Raw genomic sequence first — 18005 nt, forward strand, 5'->3', positions numbered from 1 at the left:
CCCGACGACGCTCAGGCTCGTGGCGCGTGGACCCGCAGGCCCATCGTCTCCACAGCGCCCGCGAGGTGGCGGTCGTACGTGACCACCGCGTCCACGTCGAGCCGGATGGAGGCTGCCAGATGGAGTGCGTCCAGCGACCGCAGGTCAACGCCCGGCATCAGTCCGGCCTCGCGGAAGAGACTCGGTGGGAGGTCGTAGAGATCGACCCGCCCCAGGATGGCTGACACGTCCGCCTGCGGGAGATCGTGCCGGTTCGCGAATCGGCGCAGCTCGGTCTCGAGCAGGTGCGTCGACACCAGGGTGACGTCATCGCCGTCCGCCCAGGACGCCATGGAGGCACTCTCCGGCTCCTCCACCATGAGCTTCACCGCGGCCGAGGTGTCCAGGTAGTAGCGCGTCAACGCTCTCCCCGCAGGTCGTCGAGCGTGGCGGCGGAAGGGGAGTTGATGCTGTGCCGCCTCAGCCCCGAGAAACCACCCCGAGCCACCGCCGGGCGAGAGAGCGGCAGGTCGGGGGTGGCCTGCGTCATCGGCACCAGCTGCGCAACTGGCTTGCCTCGGCTGGTCACCGTGTATGTCTCGCCGGCAGCGACGGCGTGCAGCACCTCCCCGCTGTGGTTGCGGAGGTCGCGGTGGCTCACTGTCGTGCCCATGCCCAGAACCGTAGCACGCGTAGCACACGGGTCCCGCGATCAGGATCAGGGGGCCGCACCACCCATTCCGCGATCCGCAGCGCGACGCCGGAGTCCGACATGACCTTGCCGAAGAGGGCGCCGAGCAGGAACAGCGGGAAGAAGCTCACGACGACGTTGCCCATGGCCGGCATGAAGACCTGGGTATAGGTCGCCAGGATCGGCGCGCCCGCGAAGATCACCGCGATGCTCGCCATGATCGGGGCCAGGACGATGACGTTGAGGCCGCGGTAGGCCAGGACGGTGAGCAGGGCCAGGGACAGCGGGATCCCGATCAGTCCGACCACGCGATCTCCTCCTCCAGGAGCGGCAGCAGCTGCCGCACGCCGCTCCCGCCGAGCACGACCGTGTAGTGGTTGACCCCCTCGACCGGGACCATGCGCAGCCGGGGCAGCCGGGAGGTCCAGTGCTCCCGGGCGGCGTCAGGGTAGAGCGGGGGCACCTCGTCCAGCAGGCCCCTGGGGGCGACCACCCAGGTCGCGGCGTGAGCCAGGCCGTCGAGCGCCTGCTCCACCGAGGCGCCGTCGACGAGCTCGCGGATGTCCTCGGCGAGCGCCTCCGGGCGCGTGGCGGGCGTGAGCGCGGGCTCCTCCCCCACGAGGTCGTAATCGACGTAGGCGGTGGTGAACTCGTCCCACCCCGGGCCCAGGGCAGGGTGCTCGCGCCAGAACTCGTGGTATGCCTCACGGCTGGAGAAGGTCATCTGCAGCCGGTCCGCGGCCGGGCCGAGCACCGCGGCCGCCATGTCCTCCGGCGCGACGCCCGGGGGCGGGAGCAGGGGCATACCCCCGTCGACGAGGAGGAGGGAGCGGACGAGGTCGGGGTGCCGGTCGGCGAGCACGAGCGAGACGAAGGCGCCCATCGAGTGACCGACCGCCACCGCCTCGCGCACCCCGAGGTGGGCCAGCGCGGCGGCGACGTCGTCGGCGTGGCGCGGCATGCCGTAGGGCGCCGGCAGGTCGCGGGAGCGGCCACGGCCGCGCAGGTCGGGAGCGACCAGCCGGACGCCGGGCAACGCCTGCGCCAGCGCGGCGAAGGAGACGTGCGAGGCGGTGATGCCGTGGACGAGCACGAGGGTCGGGGCGTCGGCGTCCTCCCCCGCCTCGGGCTCCCAGACCCCGACGTGCAGGTCGCCTCCGTCGACCGGGACCTCGACGCTGCGGTAGCGCTCCCCTAGGACGGTCTCGACCGAGGACGGCAAGGGCGGTGCCGTGGTGCTCACTGGGCAGTCCACCCGCCGTCCATCGCGTAGGACGTGCCGGTCACCATGCCGGCGTCGTCGGAGGCGAGGAAGGACACCAGCGCGGCCACCTCGTCCGGCTCGATGAGCCGCTTCACCGCGGCGCGGGTGAGCATGATCTTCTCGACCACCTCGTCCTCCCCGATCCCGTGGGTCCTGGCCTGGTCGGCGATCTGCTTCTCCACCAGCGGGGTGCGGACGTAGCCGGGGTTGACGCAATTGCTCGTCACGCCGTGGTCGGCGCCCTCGAGCGCGACGACCTTGGAGAACCCCTCCAGCCCGTGCTTGGCCGAGACGTAGGCCGACTTGAAGGCCGAAGCCCGCAGCCCGTGCGCCGAGGAGACGTTGACGATCCGGCCCCAACCCCGGGCATACATGTGCGGCAGCGCGGCGCGCGCCAGCAGGAACGGCGCCTCGAGCATGAGCCGGTGGATCAACCGGAAGTCGTCCGGCACGAACTCGTGCACCGGCGCCACCCGCTGCACCCCCGCGTTGTTGACCAGGACGTCGCAGTCGACGGTGGCGTCCTCCAGCGCCGCGGTGTCCGAGAGGTCGACGGTCCACGCCTCGCCCCCGAGGTCGCCGGCCAGCGCCTGCGCGGCGTCGGCGTCGCGGTCGGCGACGACCACGCTCATCCCGTCGGCGGCGAGCCGGCGCGCGACGGCGGCGCCGATGCCGCTGGCCCCTCCGGTGACGATCGCCCTGCGTGTCATGTGCCCTCTCCTTCGTCCGTCGTGGTGGGTGCCAGCGCACCCTCGATGAGCAGCATGAGCTGCTCGAAGACCGGCTCGGGGATCTGCCCGCCCTGCTCCCAGAGCACCCAACGCATCCCGATGAGCTCGCCGGCGCCCATGAGCGCCCAGGCGGCGACGACGGGGTCGACGGCGCGGATCTGACCGCGTCCGATCGCGTCCTCCAGGCCCGCGGCATACCCCGAGCAGATGTCGTCGTAGTGCGTGCGCATGACCTCGGGCGAGACGAACTCGGCCTGCCGGATGATGCGGTAGAGCGCGGGGTGCTCGGCGGTGAAGGCGAAGAACGCGCGGAAGCCGTCGCGCTCGGCGGTGAGCCGGTCCGGCGCCGCCGAGGACGCCTCGCTCATCGCCTGCCGCACCCGGCGCGACAGGTCGAGCACGACCTCGTCGAAGATCTCCTTCTTGCCGGTGAAGTGCACGTAGAAGGTGCCGAGCGCGACCCCGGCGAGCTCGGTGATCCGCACGATCGAGGCGTCCGGGTAGCCGACGGTGGCGAAGACGTCCTCCGCCGCCTGCAGGAGCCGCGCCCGGGTGCGCGCACCGCGGGCGGTGCGCGGCGCGGGCCGGGCGACCGGGCCCTCCACGCTCATCGCTGCCCCTGCCGCTCGAGCAGCTGCAGCGCCAGGGCGCGCACGGCGGGCTGGTCGGTCTTGCCGATCCCGACCTGGGGTATGCCGGGGAAGGCCAGGACCCGCTCGGGCACCTTGAAGCCGGCGAGCATCCCCCGGCAGTGCTCCAGGATGTCGTGCTCGTCGGTGGCCACCCCGGGCCGGAGCACCACGAGCGCGACCCCGACCTCGCCCCAACGCTCGTGCGGCACGCCGGCCACCGCGGCCTGCGCGACAGCCGGGTGCCGCCGCAGCACCGCCTCGACCTCGGCGGGCGCGACGTTCTCGCCACCGCTGATGTAGATGTTGCGCAGCCGGTCCACGATCCGCAGGTAGCCGTCCTCGTCACGGTCCGCGACGTCGCCGGTCCAGAGCCAGCCGTCGTGCAGCACCTGCGCCGTGGCCTCCTCATCGTGCAGGTAGCCGGTGAACAGCCCCGGGCCGCGGACCAACAGCTCGCCGGTCCCCGCTCCCTCGACGCGCTCCCCGGTGGCCGGGTCGGCCAGCGCCACCTCGACGTGCGGATAGGGCACGCCGGCCCAGCCCGCCCGGTCGGCGGCCTCGTGCGGGGGCAGGCAGAGCACGTTGGGCCCGGCCTCGGTGAGCCCGTAGCCCTGGGTCAGCGCCACCCCGCGGGCGTGGAAGGTCCGCAGCAGCGGCGGCGGCATCGGCGCCCCGCCGACCACGGCGCTGCGCAGGCTCGTCAGGTCGGCCGTCGCGAAGCCGGGGTGCTCGGCGAGCAGGAGGTACTGCGTCGGCACGCCCATCATCGTGCTCACCCGGCGCTCGCCCACCAGGCTCAGCACCCGGGCCGGGTCGAAGGTGCGCTCCAGCACCACGGTGGCCCCCGTCCACCACGCGAGCAGCGGCTGGATGTTCCACCCGCCGGCGTGGAACTGCGGCAGCACCGAGAGCACGACGTCGCGCTCGGTGAGCTCGAGCGTGCGCGAGAGCGACAGGTTGGTCCACCAGCAGGTGCGGTGCGAGAGCACCGCGGCCTTCGGGGCGCTGACGCTGCCGGAGGTGAAGACGACGAGCAGCGCGTCCTCGTCGTCGACCGGCTCGGGCCCGACGGCAGGACGGCCGGTCGCCGCGGCCAGGGCTCCCGGCCGCTCGATCTCCGTGAGGTATGCCGTGGGCACCAGACAGGTGAGGCGCGCGGCCACCTCCCGGGCCAGGGCGCCGGTCTCCTCCTCGGTGACGAGCAGGGCCGGGTCCAGCAGCTGCACCTGGCGGACCAGCTCCGGCGGCGTGAGCCGCCACGAGAGCGGGCACAGGGCCGCGCCGACCCGGGCGCAGGCGAAGAAGAGGACCACCTGGTCGGCGCTGTTGCCGACCAGGGTGGCCACGCGCATACCCCTGCCGACGCCGGCACCGAGGAGCGCCTGGGCCGACCGGTCGACCCGGGCCTCCAGCTCGCCGTAGCGCAACGCGACCCCGCGGTCGACCACTGCCGGGTGGTCCGGGGCGATGCGGGCACGGTCGACCGGCCAGCGACCGAGCGTGTGCAGCCCGTCGGTCTGTGGGCCACCGGTCCCGGTGCTCATGGGCGGGCCGCCCCCGCACCCTCGTGCTGCGGCTCGCGCGCGTCGTCGTCCATCTGCTCCACCCTGTCAGCACCCGGCTCCGCGCCGCCACGCGACGGGCGGCGGCCCCGCAGCCGGGTCACGGTGCCCGCGATGCCGCCGGGCAGGAACATGACGACCAGCACGAAGAGCGTGCCGAGGATGAACATCGGCTCCGACAGCGGGATCCGCAGCACCGCGGGCAGGTCGTGCACCCACTCGGCCTGCGCCAGGACGGTGAGCCGCTGGTTGAGCAGGACGTAGAGCACGGCTCCGGTGACCGCGCCCCAGCGCGAGCCGACGCCGCCGATGACGACCATGAGCAGCAGCGAGATGGTGAACTCGGCGCTGACGATGGTGGGCACGGCGCCGGAGTTGAGCAGCAGGTGGACCATGCCCATCCCGATGGCGATGACCGAGGCCGCGACGAAGATGGCGAGCTTGACGACGAAGGGGCGCATCCCGAGGACGCGGACACGCAGCTCGTTCTCCCTTACCGCCTCGGCGACGTGACCGGCCCGGCTGCGCTGCACCCACGTGGTGAGCAGGAAGGCCAGCACGAGGGCCGCGAGCGCCAGCCAGTAGAGGTTGCGGGTGTTGGCGACCCCGATGAGCGCGTCCGGCACGTGCTCGGTCGCAGCCGCAGCCCCTCCTCACCACCGGTGACCCGGCCCGGGTCGCGGCGGACCAGCACCGAGCCGGCCTGGGCGAAGGCGAGGGTGACCATCGCGAAGGGTATGCCGGTGACCCGCAGGCTGATCGCCCCGAGCAGGGTGGCGAAGACCACCCCGGCGAGCAGCACGACGAGCACCGAGGGCACCAGCCCCAGGCCCAGCTCGGCCATGACGATGCCGAGCACGTAGCACCGAAGCCGAAGTAGAGCGCGTGCCCGAAGGACAGCAGGCCGGCGACCCCGAGGAGCAGGTGGTAGGACAGCGCGAGCGCGGCCATCACCATGGCCAGCGCCATGAGGTGCAGCGAGCCGGGGGTGTACGTCGGCCCGGGCAGCACCCCCGGCAGGCTCAGGTTCAGCAGCGGCAGGCAGGCCAGCAGCACGACCAGCGCCAGCGGCACGAGCCTGCCGAGCCACGAGCGGCGGGACGGCTGCGTCGTCGGGGTCGTCATGCGCGCCTCCCCATCAGGCCGGAGGGCCGGGTCAGCAGGACCACGGCGAGGAGCACGACGACGGCGAGGTCGCCGGTGCCCCAGAGGTAGTAGTTGGCGAACTGCTGCAGCAGCGCCACGAGCACGGAGGCGATCGCCGCCCCGGTGAGCGAGCCGAGCCCTCCGATGACCGTGACGATGAAGGCGAAGATGAGCAGCGTCTGACCGAGCAGCGGCGAGACGTAGCCGAAGTAGTGGCTGGCCAGCACGCCGCCGAGCCCGGCCGCGATCCCCCCGATGGTGAAGACGAGGGTGAAGGCGGTGCGCACGTCGATGCCGAGCGCGGTGACCATGGCGCGGTTCTCCACCCCGGCGCGGATGATCATGCCGTAGCGGGTGCGCTGCAGGAAGAGCACCATGCCCAGCAGCACCAGGGCGGCGACCCCGATGGCGACGAAGCGGTCGTTGGGCACGTTGGCGCCGAGGATGTGGGTGGTCCGGCCCAGCCAGGCCGGTCCGGAGATGAACCGGGGGTCGGTGCCCCAGATCCCGTCGAAGAGCGCGACGGCGGCCAGGCCGAGACCGACGGTCACGAGCACCTGCTCGATGTGCCGCTCGTAGAGCCGTTGCACCAGCACCCGTTCGGTCAGCGCCGCGAAGACCGCCCCGGCGAGGGCACCGACGAGCAGCGAGACCGCGAAGCCGGTCCAGGTCGTGGCGCCCAGTCGGGTGGCCACCTCGAGCCCGAGGAAGGCGCCCAGCGACAGGAAGACGCCGTGCGCGAAGTTGAGGACGTGCATGAGGCCGTAGATGAGGGACAGACCCGAGGCGACCAGGAAGTAGATCGCCCCCAGCCCGACCCCGGTGAACAGCAGCAGGACGACGGTGCTCACTGGCTGCGCTCCTCTCGGGTATGCCCGGTCTCGCGGTCCGGCTCGGGCTCGCCCCGGTGCTCCGCCTCGCCGTGCACGCCCAGCAGCCGCTGGGTGAGGGCGTCGTCGGCGAGGAACTCCTGCGCCGGGCCGTGGTGGACGCTGCGACCGTCGGTGAGGACCACGGCGTGCCGGGCCAGCTCGCGGACGACCTGCAGGTTCTGCTCGACGAGCAGGATCGGTGCGACCTCCGCGGCGCGCGCGAGCACTTGGCTCACCTCCTGCACCAGCCGGGGCGCGAGGCCCTTGGTCGGCTCGTCCACGAGCAGCACCTGGTTGTCGTTGAGCAGGGCCCGCGCGAGCGAGACCATCTGCTGCTGACCACCGGAGAGCGTGCCCGCGGCCTGCGCACCACGCTGCTTGAGCTCCGGGAAGAGGTCGTAGACCAGGTCGTAGCGGTGCTCGCCGCCGCGGCGCTCGGCCAGCCGCAGGTTGTCGGTCACGGTCAGGCCGGCGAAGACCTCGCGGTCCTCGGGCACGTAGCCGATGCCGAGCCGGACGATCTGGTGGGTGGGCAGCGCGACGAGGTCGGTGCCGTCGAGCTCAATCAGGCCGGAGCGGCCGATGAGGCCGAGGACGGCCTTGATCGTCGAGGTCTTGCCGACGCCGTTGCGGCCCAGGAGGGCGGTGACCCCCACCGGGGCGACATCGAGGTCGACCTGCTCCACGACCTGCTGGCCGGCGACGTGGGCCGAGAGCCCGCGCACCCGCAGGACGGCGTCGCCGCCCGGCGCCGTGGCCCCCGCGAGGTCGCCGTGGGTCTGTGGGGACGTCATACCGGCTCCCCCAGGTAGGCGCTCTGCACGGTCGGGTCGGCCATGACGGCCTCCGGGGTGTCGATCGCGAGGAGGTGCCCGAAGTGGAGCACGGCGACCCGCTCGACGAGACCGAGCAGGACCTCCATGTGGTGCTCGACCATGAGCACGGTGCACCCGTGGTCGCGGTGCAGGCCGCGGATGACCTCGGTGAGACCCGGGACGTCGCCGGAGGCGACGCCCGCCATGGGCTCGTCCAGGAGGACCACCTCCGGGTCGGTCGCAAGGAGCATGGCGATCTCGAGCTTGCGCTTGTCGCCGTGCGGCAGGTCCCCGGCGCGGTGCTCCGCGCGGTGGGCCAGCCCGACCTCCTCGAGCAGCTCGCTCGCGCGGCGCGAGGCGGCGTCGCCGCGCCGCGGGAAGGAGAAGAGCGAGATGGCGCGGCCCTCGGTGACCTGGGCGGCCAGCCGGGCGTTCTCGTGCACGGTGAGCCCGGGGAAGAGCGAGGACGTCTGGAAGGTGCGTCCGAGCCCGGCGTTGGCCCGCTGCGTGATGCTGGAGCGGGTGAGGTCCCGTCCGCCGAGCAGCACCTGGCCCGAGGTGGGCGCGTGCACCCCGGAGACGAGGTTGAACAGCGTGGTCTTGCCAGCACCGTTCGGGCCGATGACGCCGACGATCTGGCCCCGCGGCACGGTGATGCTGATGTCCTCCAGGATCTGTGCCCCGCCGATGCGCAGCGAGAGATCCCGGACCTCCAGGGCGGGCGCGGGGGCGGAGCTCGCCGCCCCCGCGGCCCGGCCCTGGACCGGGCTGTCCTGCTCGGTCACTCGCCCGAGGCCTCCGGCGGCGCGACCTCGTCGGCGGCGACCGTGTCGATGACCTCGGGGACCCAGGCGTCGCCCTCCTGCACCAGGCTGGCGGTGAACATGTCCTGCACGAGGGCGTGGTCGCCCTCACGGACGGTCGTCGTGCCCTTCGGGCCCTCGAACTCCCAGCCCTCGAGCGCGTCGATCATGGCGGTGACGTCGTCCCCGCCCTCGGCGACGGCCTGCACGATCATCTGGCCGGCCACGAAGCCGTCGACGGTGAACAGGTCCGGCGTCCCTCCGGCCTCGGTGACCGAGTCCACGAGGGCCTGGTTGACCTCGTTGTCGGTCGCCCCGGGGAAGTAGTGCGAGAGGAAGGAGATCTGCTCGCCGGCGTCGCCGTAGGCGGCGAAGGTCGCCGAGTCGGCGAGCCCGGTGACGACCGGGGCGGCGTCGAAGACGTCCTGCTGGGTGAGGGACTGCCACATGTTGCCGGCGGTGGCACCCGCCCAGGCGACGAAGATCAGGTCCGGCTCCTCGTCGACCACCTGGCGGGCGAAGCCGGTGAACTCGGTGGCGTCCTCGGGCACCAGCACGCTGGCGACCTCGGCTCCCTCGGCGCCCAGCACCGCCTCGACGGCGGCGAGGTTGCCCTGGCCGAAGGCGTTGTCCTGGGCCAGGACGACCACCTTGCCGGAGTTGTCCTCGAGCATCGCGCCGGCGGTCGCGACGTCCTGGAAAGACTGCGGCCGGAGCGGAAGGTGAACTCGTTGACGCCGGTGATCGCGTCGGTCGCGGCCGGACCGGAGATGTAGAGGATCTCGTTCTGCGCGGCCTGCTCGGCCATGGCGGTCGCGATGCCGGAGACGACCGTGCCGCCGAGGATCTGGTAGTCCTGCCCGATGAGGTCCTTGGCCGCGGCGACGGCGGTGTCGGGGTTGCCAGCGTCGTCGCGGTACTCCACCTCGATCGTGGTGCCGTCGATCTCGCCGGTGCCCTCGGTGGCGTAGTCGATGCCGGCCTCCAGTCCCTGGCGGTACTGCTCGCCGTAGGCCGCCAAGGGGCCGGTCTCGGAGTAGATGATGCCGACCTGGGCGGTGCCGCCGCCCTCGGAGCCCTCGCCGCTCGCCCCGCTGTCGTCGCCACCCCCGTCCGTGCTCGACGGCGCGCAGGCCGAGAGGGTCAGCGCCGTGGTGGCGGTCAGGACGGTGAGCAGGCGGACGGGCCGTGCGGTCACGGGGACACTCCTTCGTGCGGTCAAACATGAAAGGTGATTCATGTTTCGCATCCGAAGGTAGATCAGGCCGTGCAGGGTGTCAACGTCGCCGCGACTCGCGTCCCCCGGTCGTGACCGGATCGTGACCGCGCACCACCTCCACCCCTTCCCTCCACCGCCCGACCGGACACCCCTTCTGTCCGCCCCCCCATACCCGACCGGACACCCCTCATGTCGGCCTCTGGCACGACCGGACACCCGTCGTGACCGGCGGCATCCCAGGGTATGTCGGTGCCCGGTGCGAGGGTGACGCCCATGAGCGAGGAACTCACGACCGGCGCGGTGCTGCCGCTGCTGCTGGCCCTGGCCGTCGGACTGGTGCTGGGCTGGCTGCTGGCCCGCAGCGGCGCGGCAGCGCGCTCGGCGAGGGCGCAGACCGAGGTGGCGCTGGCCCGCGCCTCTCGGGACCAGGCGCACGCGGAGGCCGCCGAGCTGCGGCTGGAGCTGGACGGCGTGTCCTCCCGCGAGGACCAGGACTCCCGCACCGCGGCCGAGCTCGCACCGCTGCGGGCGGCCCTCGACCGGGTCGAGCAGCAGGTGCGGACGCTGGAGCGCGACCGGGTGGAGCACTTCGGCCAGGTCGGCGAGCACCTGGACCAGGTCGCCACCCAGACGAGGGCACTGCGGGAGCAGACCGCCGCCCTCTCGGGCGCTTGTCCGCGTCCGGGACCCGGGGCACCTGGGGCGAGGTGCAGCTGCGCCGGGTGATGGAGCATGCCGGCATGCTCGCGCGCTGCGACTTCGACGAGCAGGTGAGCGCGATCAGCCGGCACGATGCCCGGGTCCGGCCCGACGCCGTGGTCCGGCTGCCCGGAGACAAGGTCATCGTGGTGGACAGCAAGGCCCCGTTGTCCGCCTTCCTGCGCGCACAGGCCCCGGAGCGGTCCGGTGACGAGGTCGACGCGCTGCTGGGCGAGCACGCGGCGGCGCTGCGCACGCACGTCGACGGGCTGGCCGCGAAGGACTACTGGTCGGCCTTCGCCACCTCACCGGAGCTGGTCGTGTGCTTCGTGCCCAGCGACGCGGTGCTCGCCGCCGCCCTGCGGGCCGCCCCGGACCTCTACGACCACGCGCAGTCCCGCAAGGTCGTGCTGGCCTCTCCGGCGACGCTCTTGGCGGTGCTGCGGGCGACCGCCCTGGCCTGGCAGCAGGACGCCCTGGCCGGCAACGCCCGAGACCTGCTCGCCCTGGGCAGCGAGCTGCACCAGCGGCTCGGCACGGTGGGGCGGCACACCAGGGCCATGGGGTCCGCGCTCCGGCGCTCGGTCGAGACCTACAACCAGCTCGTGGGCACGCTGGAGTCCCGGGTCATGGTCACCTCGCGGCGGATGAGCGAGCTCGGGCTCGCCGAGGCGGGCCCGGAGCCGTTGCCGGTCCTCGAGTCCGCCCCCCGACCCGTCGCCGAGGACTGGCTGGCCGTGGAGCTGGAGCAGGGCACGCCGAGCAGGTCGGAGGAGCAGGACGCGGCCGCGGCACGGGGCACGCGGCGCCGGGAGGTGGGCTGATCCGGCGACCGGGCCGACCCCCGGCCGCGGCTCAGGCCTCCTCGAGCTCCTGCAGGAAGGCGCGTCCGCGCTCGCTCGTCGGCTGCTGCAGCACCTGGGTCGGCGGGCCCTGCTCCGCGATGCCGCCGTCGGCCAGCAGGACAACCCGGTCCGCGGCCTGGCGGGCGAAGCGCATCTCGTGCGTCACCACCACCATGGTCATCCCCTCCGAGGCGAGGTCACGCATGACGCTGAGCACCTCACCCACGAGCTCGGGGTCCAGCGCGGAGGTCGGCTCGTCGAAGAGCATGACGGCGGGGTCCATGGCCAGGGCCCGGGCGATCGCCACCCGCTGCTGCTGCCCGCCGGACAGGCTGTCGGGATAGGCGTCGATCTTGTGCGCCAGGCCCACCCGGTCGAGCAGCTCCTGCGCCCGCTGCGTGGCATCGCCCCGTGAGCGGCCGAGCACGTCTCGCTGGGCGACCGCGACGTTCTCCCGCACCGTCATGTGCGGGAAGAGGTTGAAGGCCTGGAAGACCATGCCGATGCGGGCGCGCAGCCGGTTCAGGTGCTTCTCGTCGTACTGCAACGGCTGACCCGCGACCTCGATCGAGCCCTCGGTGACCCGCTCCAGTCCGTTGATGCACCGCAGCAGGGTCGACTTGCCCGCACCGGACGGCCCGATGAGGGTGACGACCTCACCACGAGCGACGTCGAGGTCGATGCCGTCGAGCACGGTGGTGCCGCCGAAGCGCTTGACGATCCCCCGCATCCGGACGGCGTGCGTGCCCTCTGACTGCGTGTCGCCCAGGTCTGTCGTGCTCATGCCGTCGCCATCCTTCGGTGCTTGCCCAACCGGTGCTCCAGCGCGTTGACGACGACCGTGAGCACCAGCACGATCGCGAGGTAGTAGATCGCGACGATGATGTAGGCCGTCAGCGGCTGGTAGGTCGAGGCCGCCATGTTCTGCGAGGTGCGGAAGAGCTCGGTCATCCCGATGAAGGCGACCAGCGAGGAGTCCTTCACCGCGATGATGTACTGGTTGCCGAGCACCGGGAGCATCGTGCGCAGGGCGAGCGGCGCCTGGACGCGGCGCAGCGTCATCGCCCTCGACATCCCGACCGACCGCGCGGCCTCGGTGAGCCCCCGCGGGACGGAGAGGAAGCCCGACCGGATGATCTCGGCGATGTAGGCCGAGTTGTGGAAGGCCAGCGCGAAGGCGCCCGCCCAGAAGGCGGGCAGCGTGACCACGTAGGCCAGGCCGAAGTAGATGATGAAGATCTGGGTGATGAGGGGTGTGCCGCGCACCAGCCCGATGTAGACCGTGGCCAGCCACCGCAGCGGACGCACCCTGCTCATCGCCAGCGCCGCCACCCCGGCCCCGGCCACCATGGCCATGACCAGGGCGGCGGCGGTCAGGCTGAGCGTGACCCAGGTCGCCTCGAGGAAGAGCGGGGCATACTCCGCGAAGAGCTCGACGAAGTCGACCATCGCCGAGCCTCAGCCCTCGTCGCTGGTCTCGGACCCCTCGGCCTGGCCGGAGATGTCCTGGCCGAAGTACTTCTCGCTGATCTCGCCGTAGGTTCCGTCCTCGATGATCGTCGCCAGGGCTCCGTTGAGGTCGTCGACCAGACCGGAGTTGCCCTCCTTGACGGCGAAGGCCGGGGACTCGGTGTAGAGCGGGTCGCCGCACTCCACGACGTCCAGCCCGGCTTGCTCGATCTGGTAGAGCCCGACGAGGCGGTCGGTCATGACGGCGTCCAACCGGCCGGTGCCGAGGTCACGCAGGGCCACGACGTCGGAGTCGAAGGTGCGGACCTCGCCGACCCAGTCCCCACCCTCCTCATCGAGGTACTCCTGGTAGGTGGTGCCCGTCGCGACCCCCACGGTGGGGCTGTCGAGCTCGGAGACCTCGGTGCACTCCGTGCCGGAGGCGACGAAGGCCTGGGCGCCGGAGCTGTAGTAGCCGTCGGTGAAGTCGACCGCCTCGTCCCGTTCCTCGGTGGGCGTCATGGAGGCGATGAGCACGTCGTAGCGGTTGGCCTGGACACCGCCGATGAGCGAGGCGAAGGCGGCGGTCTCGCTCTGCATCTCCAGCCCCAGCTCCTGCGCGACGGCAGCACCGATCTCGTAGTCGAAGCCGGTGAGCTCGTTGCCCTCGAAGTAGCTGAACGGCTGGAACTCACCGCTCATGGCGACCACGAGGCTGCCGTCGTCGATGAGATCCCCGGAGATCCCTCCGTCGTCACCAGAGGCCCCCGATCCCCCGGACTCGGACCCGCAGGCGGACAGCGCCAGGACACTCACCGCAGCCAGGACCAGACCGGTGCGCGAAGCAGACATCGTTGATCATCTCCGTTTCCTCGGGCGGGAGCTGCCGGACTGCGTGCTCCCTCGACAGCCTAGACGCCCTCCCCGGGCGACCCGGCCTGAGCCACCATAGACAGGTCTTCGACCGCTCCGAAGCCCGATCGTCGCGCCACTGGAAGTCTGCTACGCCCGCGCGCGTGAGGCGTCGGCGCCACCCTCGGGCGGCCCGGCATACCGTGATCGAATTGTGACCTGCTCGCCGACCCGGCGTCAGCGCAGCGAGCCTCCCGGGCGCTCGGGATCGAGCTGGGGTCGTGCTGGACCTTCTTGACGTCGTGGCCGGCCGCCTTGAGGTCGCGCCGGATCTCGTTGGGCAGGGCGAAGAGCAGCGACTCCTCGGCGGCGGTCACCGCCTGCACGTCCTCGTAGCCGCGCTCCGCGAGCCAGTCGAGCACGTCGCGCACGAGCACCTCGGGGACACTGGCCCCGCTCGTGACGCCGACGGTCGCGACGCCGTCCAGCCAGGCCTCGTCGATCTCGTCGGCGTAGTCGACCAGGTGCCCGTCGCGCGAGCCGTACTCCAGGGCGACCTCGACCAGCCGCTTGGAGTTCGACGAGTTCTGCGAGCCGACGACGATCATGAGGTCGCAGTCGGAGGCCATCTGCTTGACGGCGACCTGCCGGTTCTGGGTCGCGTAGCAGATGTCGTCGCTGGGCGGGTCCTGCAGCTTCGGGAACTTCTCGCGCAGGCGGCGGACCGTCTCCATCGTCTCGTCGACGCTGAGGGTGGTCTGGGAGAGCCACACGACCTTCTCCGGGTCGCGGACCTCCACGTGGTCGACGTCCTCGGGGCTCTCGACCAGGGTGATGTGGTCCGGTGCCTCCCCCGCGGTGCCCTCCACCTCCTCGTGCCCCTCGTGCCCGACGAGCAGGATGTCGTAGTCGTCGTCCGCGAAGCGGACCGCCTCACGGTGCACCTTGGTGACCAGCGGGCAGGTCGCGTCGATCGTCTTGAGCGAGAGCTGGCGGGCCTCCTCGTGCACCGTCGGGCTGACGCCGTGCGCGGAGAAGATGACGCGGGCGCCCTCGGGCACCTCGTCGGTCTCCTCCACGAAGATCGCGCCGCGCTTCTCCAGGGTCCGGACGACGTGCTTGTTGTGCACGATCTCCTTGCGCACGTAGACCGGCGGGCCGTAGAGCTCCAGCGCCTTCTCCACCGTCACGACGGCCCGGTCCACCCCGGCGCAGTAGCCGCGGGGCGCCGCCAGCAGCACGCGCCTGCCCGTCCGGTCAGCAGCCGCCTCCGGCACGTCCATGGTCTCGGTCGGTCGGGTCGAGGGTGTTGCAGAAGTCACGGGACAAGTCTAGGTGCTGAGGCTGGACGGTCCGTGAACGCCGACGACGGCCTCCCGCAGCGTGGACGCGACCGCCTCCGCGTGGGTCGACGGCATGAGATGGGTGGCGGCCGGGACCGTGACCACACGGGCTCCGCCGGCCGCGCGCGCGAAGCGGCCCGCGTGGATGCGCATCTGGTCGAGCTGACCGTTGACGATGGTCACCGGGCACCTCACCGCCCGCAGCAGCTCCGGGCGGGCCTCACGCATGACCAGGTCCCACGCCGCCGGCAACGCCGCGTAGGCCGCGCCGTCCGGGAGCGCGTCGGCGTGCTCACCCCGCGCCCCGAGGAGGCGCATCAGCGCGTTGGCCGCGCCAGCGGTGCGGTCCGCGCCAAGGACGGGCAGCGCCCGGGCGAACCCCCGGTAGACCCCGGTCAGCGGTCCCCGCGGGTCGGCACTCGCCCCGACGAGGACGAGACCGCCCAGCGCGTCGGGGTGCCGCGCGGCCCACATCATCGCGAGGTATCCCCCGAGCGAGTGACCTGCCAGCACCGGCGGACGACCCCGACCCACGGCTCCGCCGCCGGCCTCGGCGACGGCCGCCCCGATGGTCGCCAGCGCCGACTCGCGGGTGAAGGGCTCAGCGACGCGCGCACCATGACCCGGCAGGTCCACGGTCACCAGGTCGATCTCGGGCAGCAGCGCCCGGTAGGGCTCCCACTGCGCCCGGCTCATCCGGGTGCCGTGCAGCAGCACCATCGCGGGCCGCCGCGCCGTTGCGTCCTCCGGCATAGGCAGGAGTGTGCCCCGCCGCAGGACCCAGGTCGACCGGGGATGTCGCGCCCCGGCAGGAGATCCACGGTCGGCTCCACCGAGGTATGCCCGCTCCGACCGGGGATGTCGCGCCCCGGGCGGACATCCACGGTCGCGCGGCACGCGGCATACCCTGGCGTCGTGCCGACGCCCTCGTTGCCCCCGACCGCCCGGGAGACCACCGCCTCCTCGCCGTGGCCGGTGCGCACGCTGTCCATGAAGATCAGCGACTACGTCGACAAGATGTCGCCGCTGTGGGTCGAGGGCCAGATCGTCCAGCTCAACCGGCGCCCGGGGATGTCGACCGCCTTCCTCACCCTGCGCGACACCGATGTGGACATGTCCCTGTCGGTGGCGATCCCCACCGGGGCCCTGGACGCGATGCCCGCACCCCCGGAGACCGGTGCCCGCGTCGTGGTCCACGCCAAGCCCACCTTCTGGGCCAAGCGCGGCACGCTGCAGCTCGAGGCCCGGCAGATGCGCCACGTCGGCGTCGGCGAGCTGCTGGCGCGGCTGGAGCACCTCAAGCAGCTGCTGCGCAGCGAGGGTCTCTTCGAGCCGGGGCGCAAGCGGGCGCTGCCCTTCCTCCCCCGCCGGGTCGGGCTCATCACGGGCCGCGCCACCGCGGCCGAGCGGGACGTCCTCGCCGGTGTCGCCCGCCGGTGGCCCGCGGCGGTGGTCGAGGTGCGGCAGGTGGCGGTCCAGGGCACCGACACGGTGTCCGCGGTCACCGCAGCCCTGCGCGAGCTGGACGAGATGTCGGAGGTGGAGGTCGTCGTCATCGCACGCGGCGGCGGCTCCTTCGAGGACCTGCTGCCCTTCTCCAACGAGACCCTGGTGCGGGCGGTGTCCGCCGCGCGGACCCCCGTCGTCTCGGCGATCGGGCACGAGAGCGACAGCCCGCTGCTCGACTTCGTCGCCGACCTGCGTGCGTCCACCCCCACCCACGCTGCGGCGGCCGTCGTCCCCGACGTCGCCGACGAGCTGCGCGGGCTGACCACGGTGCGAACCCGCGCCCGACGTGCGATGGCTACCCGCGTCTCCCGCGAGCGGGAGCGGCTGCGCGAGCTCATGGCGCGCCCGGTCATGGCCGACCGCGCCGCGATCGTCGCCCAGCACCGGCGGGAGGTCACCGAGGCCCACCGCCGGGGCCGTGCGGTCCTGGAGGGTCGCCTCGACCTGGAGCGCGACCGCAGCGACCAGCTGGTGCGGCACCTGCGGGCGGTCTCCCCCCAGCACACGCTGCAGCGGGGATATGCCGTCGTCCGCCACGGCGACGGCACCATCGTCCGCGACCGCGACGAGGTCGACGCCGAGGAGATGCTGCGCGTCACCGTCGCCCGCGGCGACTTCGCGGTGCGTCCCGTCACCCGCCCCGGCGTCGATACCCTGGAGCGATGAGCGAGCCCAGCGTCGACACCTCACCCGCCGAGACCCCCGTGGCCGACCTCAGCTACGAGCAGGCCAGGGACGAGCTGGTCGCCCTCGTGGCCCGGATCGAGTCCGGTCAGGTGCCGCTGGAGGAGGCCATGGCGCTGTGGGAGCGCGGCGAGGAGCTGGCCGCCCACTGCCAGACCAAGCTGGACGCGGCCCAGGAGACTCTCGACCGGGCGACCGACCGCGGCGAGGGCGTGGCGCCGTCGCAAGGCAGGAGCACCCAGGACGAGCCGTCGGAGGGGACCGAGGACGCGTCCGACTGAGGGCCCGCTAGTCGCGCGCCTGCACCGACTCCAGCAGCGCGCGCGCCTCGCCCTCCGCCGCGGTGCCGTGCACGACCACCGTGCTCTGCCCCTCGACCTCGAGCAGCCAGGCGTTCTGGGCGTTGCCCGACTCGGCCTCCCACGCCTGCCACCCCCGCTCACCGTCCGGCCCCGGGAGCCGCGTCTCGCCCACCTGCTCACCCCCCGAGAGGACCGCGTCGCGCCAGGCCGGGGTGACCCCGTCCGCCTGGTGGACCGCCAGGTACTCGCCCTCCGGCGTCACGTAGGAGACGTGCCACGTGGGCACGCCCTCCAGCGGTTCGAACCACACCACGGTCGGCGACCACTCCTGCCCCGGCTCGGGCACCCAGACCGGCCAGTCGGCCTGGTCCACCGCGTAGGCGGCGGTCGAGGCGACCTCCACCCGGCGCGGCTCCTGCTCGGTCGGGTTGTAGGTGAGCGACCACCAGACGAGGACCAGGGCCAGCACGAGCACCGTGGAGTAGACCATGTTGCGGACGGTGTACGACGCCAAGCGCTGGCGCCGACGGTCCGGTGCAGGCGCGGCGGCCGGTGGGCCGGCGGGGGTGGGGTGCGGTCGCTCGCTCACCCCTCCATGGTCGCACCCG

Annotated in this window: 21 protein-coding genes and 2 pseudogenes; 4 read left to right on the plus strand and 19 right to left on the minus strand. The window is 72.7% G+C overall.

The window, feature by feature from the left end; genetic code table 11:
* Positions 1 to 11: 11 nt before the first annotated feature.
* The 13 genes and pseudogenes from BJF80_RS08640 to BJF80_RS08695 all read right to left on the minus strand — a co-directional run bounded on the left by BJF80_RS08640 (position 12) and on the right by BJF80_RS08695 (position 9693).
* Positions 12 to 401: a type II toxin-antitoxin system VapC family toxin gene (locus tag BJF80_RS08640; protein ID WP_022926221.1), complete on the minus strand. Its 390-nt coding sequence runs from the start codon at positions 399 to 401 to the stop codon at positions 12 to 14.
* The gene (locus BJF80_RS08645; protein ID WP_022926222.1) at positions 398 to 652 is read right to left on the minus strand and encodes a type II toxin-antitoxin system Phd/YefM family antitoxin; all 255 of its coding nucleotides are present in this window, start codon (positions 650 to 652) and stop codon (positions 398 to 400) included. Before BJF80_RS08645 ends, BJF80_RS08640 begins: the two co-directional genes overlap by 4 nt.
* Complete coding sequence (locus BJF80_RS08650) at positions 637 to 978, minus strand: GntT/GntP/DsdX family permease (protein ID WP_143554043.1); 342 nt, start codon at positions 976 to 978, stop codon at positions 637 to 639. Before BJF80_RS08650 ends, BJF80_RS08645 begins: the two co-directional genes overlap by 16 nt.
* Positions 966 to 1913: an alpha/beta fold hydrolase gene (locus tag BJF80_RS08655; protein WP_237767497.1), complete on the minus strand. Its 948-nt coding sequence runs from the start codon at positions 1911 to 1913 to the stop codon at positions 966 to 968. The genes BJF80_RS08650 and BJF80_RS08655 overlap by 13 nt, the downstream gene beginning before the upstream one ends.
* The gene (locus BJF80_RS08660; RefSeq protein WP_022926225.1) at positions 1910 to 2644 is read right to left on the minus strand and encodes a 3-hydroxybutyrate dehydrogenase; all 735 of its coding nucleotides are present in this window, start codon (positions 2642 to 2644) and stop codon (positions 1910 to 1912) included. The genes BJF80_RS08655 and BJF80_RS08660 overlap by 4 nt, the downstream gene beginning before the upstream one ends.
* Entirely contained in the window at positions 2641 to 3276 is a 636-nt protein-coding gene (locus BJF80_RS08665) for a TetR/AcrR family transcriptional regulator (RefSeq protein ID WP_075812856.1), read from the minus strand. Before BJF80_RS08665 ends, BJF80_RS08660 begins: the two co-directional genes overlap by 4 nt.
* The gene (locus BJF80_RS08670) at positions 3273 to 4841 is read right to left on the minus strand and encodes a class I adenylate-forming enzyme family protein (RefSeq protein ID WP_075812858.1); all 1569 of its coding nucleotides are present in this window, start codon (positions 4839 to 4841) and stop codon (positions 3273 to 3275) included. Before BJF80_RS08670 ends, BJF80_RS08665 begins: the two co-directional genes overlap by 4 nt.
* On the minus strand, positions 4838 to 5419 hold the full coding sequence (locus BJF80_RS21145; protein ID WP_321166372.1) for a branched-chain amino acid ABC transporter permease: 582 nt from the start codon (positions 5417 to 5419) through the stop codon (positions 4838 to 4840). Before BJF80_RS21145 ends, BJF80_RS08670 begins: the two co-directional genes overlap by 4 nt.
* The gene (locus BJF80_RS21150) at positions 5353 to 5718 is read right to left on the minus strand and encodes a hypothetical protein (RefSeq protein WP_321166368.1); all 366 of its coding nucleotides are present in this window, start codon (positions 5716 to 5718) and stop codon (positions 5353 to 5355) included. Before BJF80_RS21150 ends, BJF80_RS21145 begins: the two co-directional genes overlap by 67 nt.
* Positions 5719 to 5980: 262 nt before the next feature.
* Positions 5981 to 6856, minus strand: coding sequence for a branched-chain amino acid ABC transporter permease (locus BJF80_RS08680; RefSeq protein ID WP_022926229.1), 876 nt, complete (start codon positions 6854 to 6856; stop codon positions 5981 to 5983).
* Complete coding sequence (locus BJF80_RS08685) at positions 6853 to 7671, minus strand: ABC transporter ATP-binding protein (protein WP_083673550.1); 819 nt, start codon at positions 7669 to 7671, stop codon at positions 6853 to 6855. Before BJF80_RS08685 ends, BJF80_RS08680 begins: the two co-directional genes overlap by 4 nt.
* Positions 7668 to 8477, minus strand: a complete 810-nt coding sequence (locus BJF80_RS08690; protein WP_083673551.1) for an ABC transporter ATP-binding protein — start codon at positions 8475 to 8477, stop codon at positions 7668 to 7670. The genes BJF80_RS08685 and BJF80_RS08690 overlap by 4 nt, the downstream gene beginning before the upstream one ends.
* Positions 8474 to 9693, minus strand: a pseudogene (locus tag BJF80_RS08695) (substrate-binding domain-containing protein). The gene BJF80_RS08690 and the pseudogene BJF80_RS08695 overlap by 4 nt, the downstream one beginning before the upstream one ends.
* 294 nt (positions 9694 to 9987) lie before the next feature.
* Between BJF80_RS08695 and BJF80_RS20015 the strand changes: the two are divergent.
* Both BJF80_RS20015 and BJF80_RS08700 read left to right on the plus strand, forming a co-directional pair.
* Entirely contained in the window at positions 9988 to 10440 is a 453-nt protein-coding gene (locus BJF80_RS20015; protein ID WP_237767498.1) for a hypothetical protein, read from the plus strand.
* Positions 10386 to 11237, plus strand: coding sequence for a DNA recombination protein RmuC (locus tag BJF80_RS08700; RefSeq protein WP_237767499.1), 852 nt, complete (start codon positions 10386 to 10388; stop codon positions 11235 to 11237). The genes BJF80_RS20015 and BJF80_RS08700 overlap by 55 nt, the downstream gene beginning before the upstream one ends.
* A gap of 31 nt (positions 11238 to 11268) precedes the next feature.
* On the opposite strand, the gene BJF80_RS08705 is transcribed toward BJF80_RS08700, so the two are convergent.
* The 5 genes and pseudogenes from BJF80_RS08705 to BJF80_RS08725 form a co-directional block, all read right to left on the minus strand.
* Positions 11269 to 12042, minus strand: coding sequence for an amino acid ABC transporter ATP-binding protein (locus BJF80_RS08705; protein WP_075812860.1), 774 nt, complete (start codon positions 12040 to 12042; stop codon positions 11269 to 11271).
* Positions 12039 to 12707, minus strand: a complete 669-nt coding sequence (locus tag BJF80_RS08710; protein ID WP_075812862.1) for an amino acid ABC transporter permease — start codon at positions 12705 to 12707, stop codon at positions 12039 to 12041. The genes BJF80_RS08705 and BJF80_RS08710 overlap by 4 nt, the downstream gene beginning before the upstream one ends.
* Before the next feature lie 9 nt (positions 12708 to 12716).
* Positions 12717 to 13559: a transporter substrate-binding domain-containing protein gene (locus BJF80_RS08715; protein ID WP_075812864.1), complete on the minus strand. Its 843-nt coding sequence runs from the start codon at positions 13557 to 13559 to the stop codon at positions 12717 to 12719.
* A gap of 278 nt (positions 13560 to 13837) precedes the next feature.
* Positions 13838 to 14842, minus strand: a pseudogene (locus BJF80_RS08720) (4-hydroxy-3-methylbut-2-enyl diphosphate reductase); the annotation flags it as partial.
* Positions 14843 to 14890: 48 nt separating this feature from the next.
* The gene (locus tag BJF80_RS08725) at positions 14891 to 15655 is read right to left on the minus strand and encodes an alpha/beta fold hydrolase (RefSeq protein WP_075812866.1); all 765 of its coding nucleotides are present in this window, start codon (positions 15653 to 15655) and stop codon (positions 14891 to 14893) included.
* A 162-nt stretch (positions 15656 to 15817) separates the two neighbouring features.
* Between BJF80_RS08725 and xseA the strand changes: the two genes are divergently transcribed.
* Both xseA and BJF80_RS08735 read left to right on the plus strand, forming a co-directional pair.
* A complete protein-coding gene (gene xseA / locus BJF80_RS08730) occupies positions 15818 to 17077 on the plus strand; it encodes an exodeoxyribonuclease VII large subunit (protein ID WP_075812951.1) in 1260 nt (419 codons plus the stop codon).
* Positions 17074 to 17376, plus strand: coding sequence for an exodeoxyribonuclease VII small subunit (locus tag BJF80_RS08735; RefSeq protein ID WP_075812868.1), 303 nt, complete (start codon positions 17074 to 17076; stop codon positions 17374 to 17376). The genes xseA and BJF80_RS08735 overlap by 4 nt, the downstream gene beginning before the upstream one ends.
* A gap of 7 nt (positions 17377 to 17383) precedes the next feature.
* Here the strand turns inward: BJF80_RS08735 and BJF80_RS08740 are convergent, their stop codons facing one another.
* On the minus strand, positions 17384 to 17986 hold the full coding sequence (locus BJF80_RS08740) for a DUF4245 family protein (protein WP_075812870.1): 603 nt from the start codon (positions 17984 to 17986) through the stop codon (positions 17384 to 17386).
* Between the last annotated feature and the right edge of the window lie 19 nt (positions 17987 to 18005).

Origin of the sequence: Serinicoccus sp. CUA-874 (assembly GCF_001942225.1) — a bacterium.
Taxonomy (GTDB): Bacteria; Actinomycetota; Actinomycetes; order Actinomycetales; family Dermatophilaceae; genus Ornithinicoccus; species Ornithinicoccus marinus.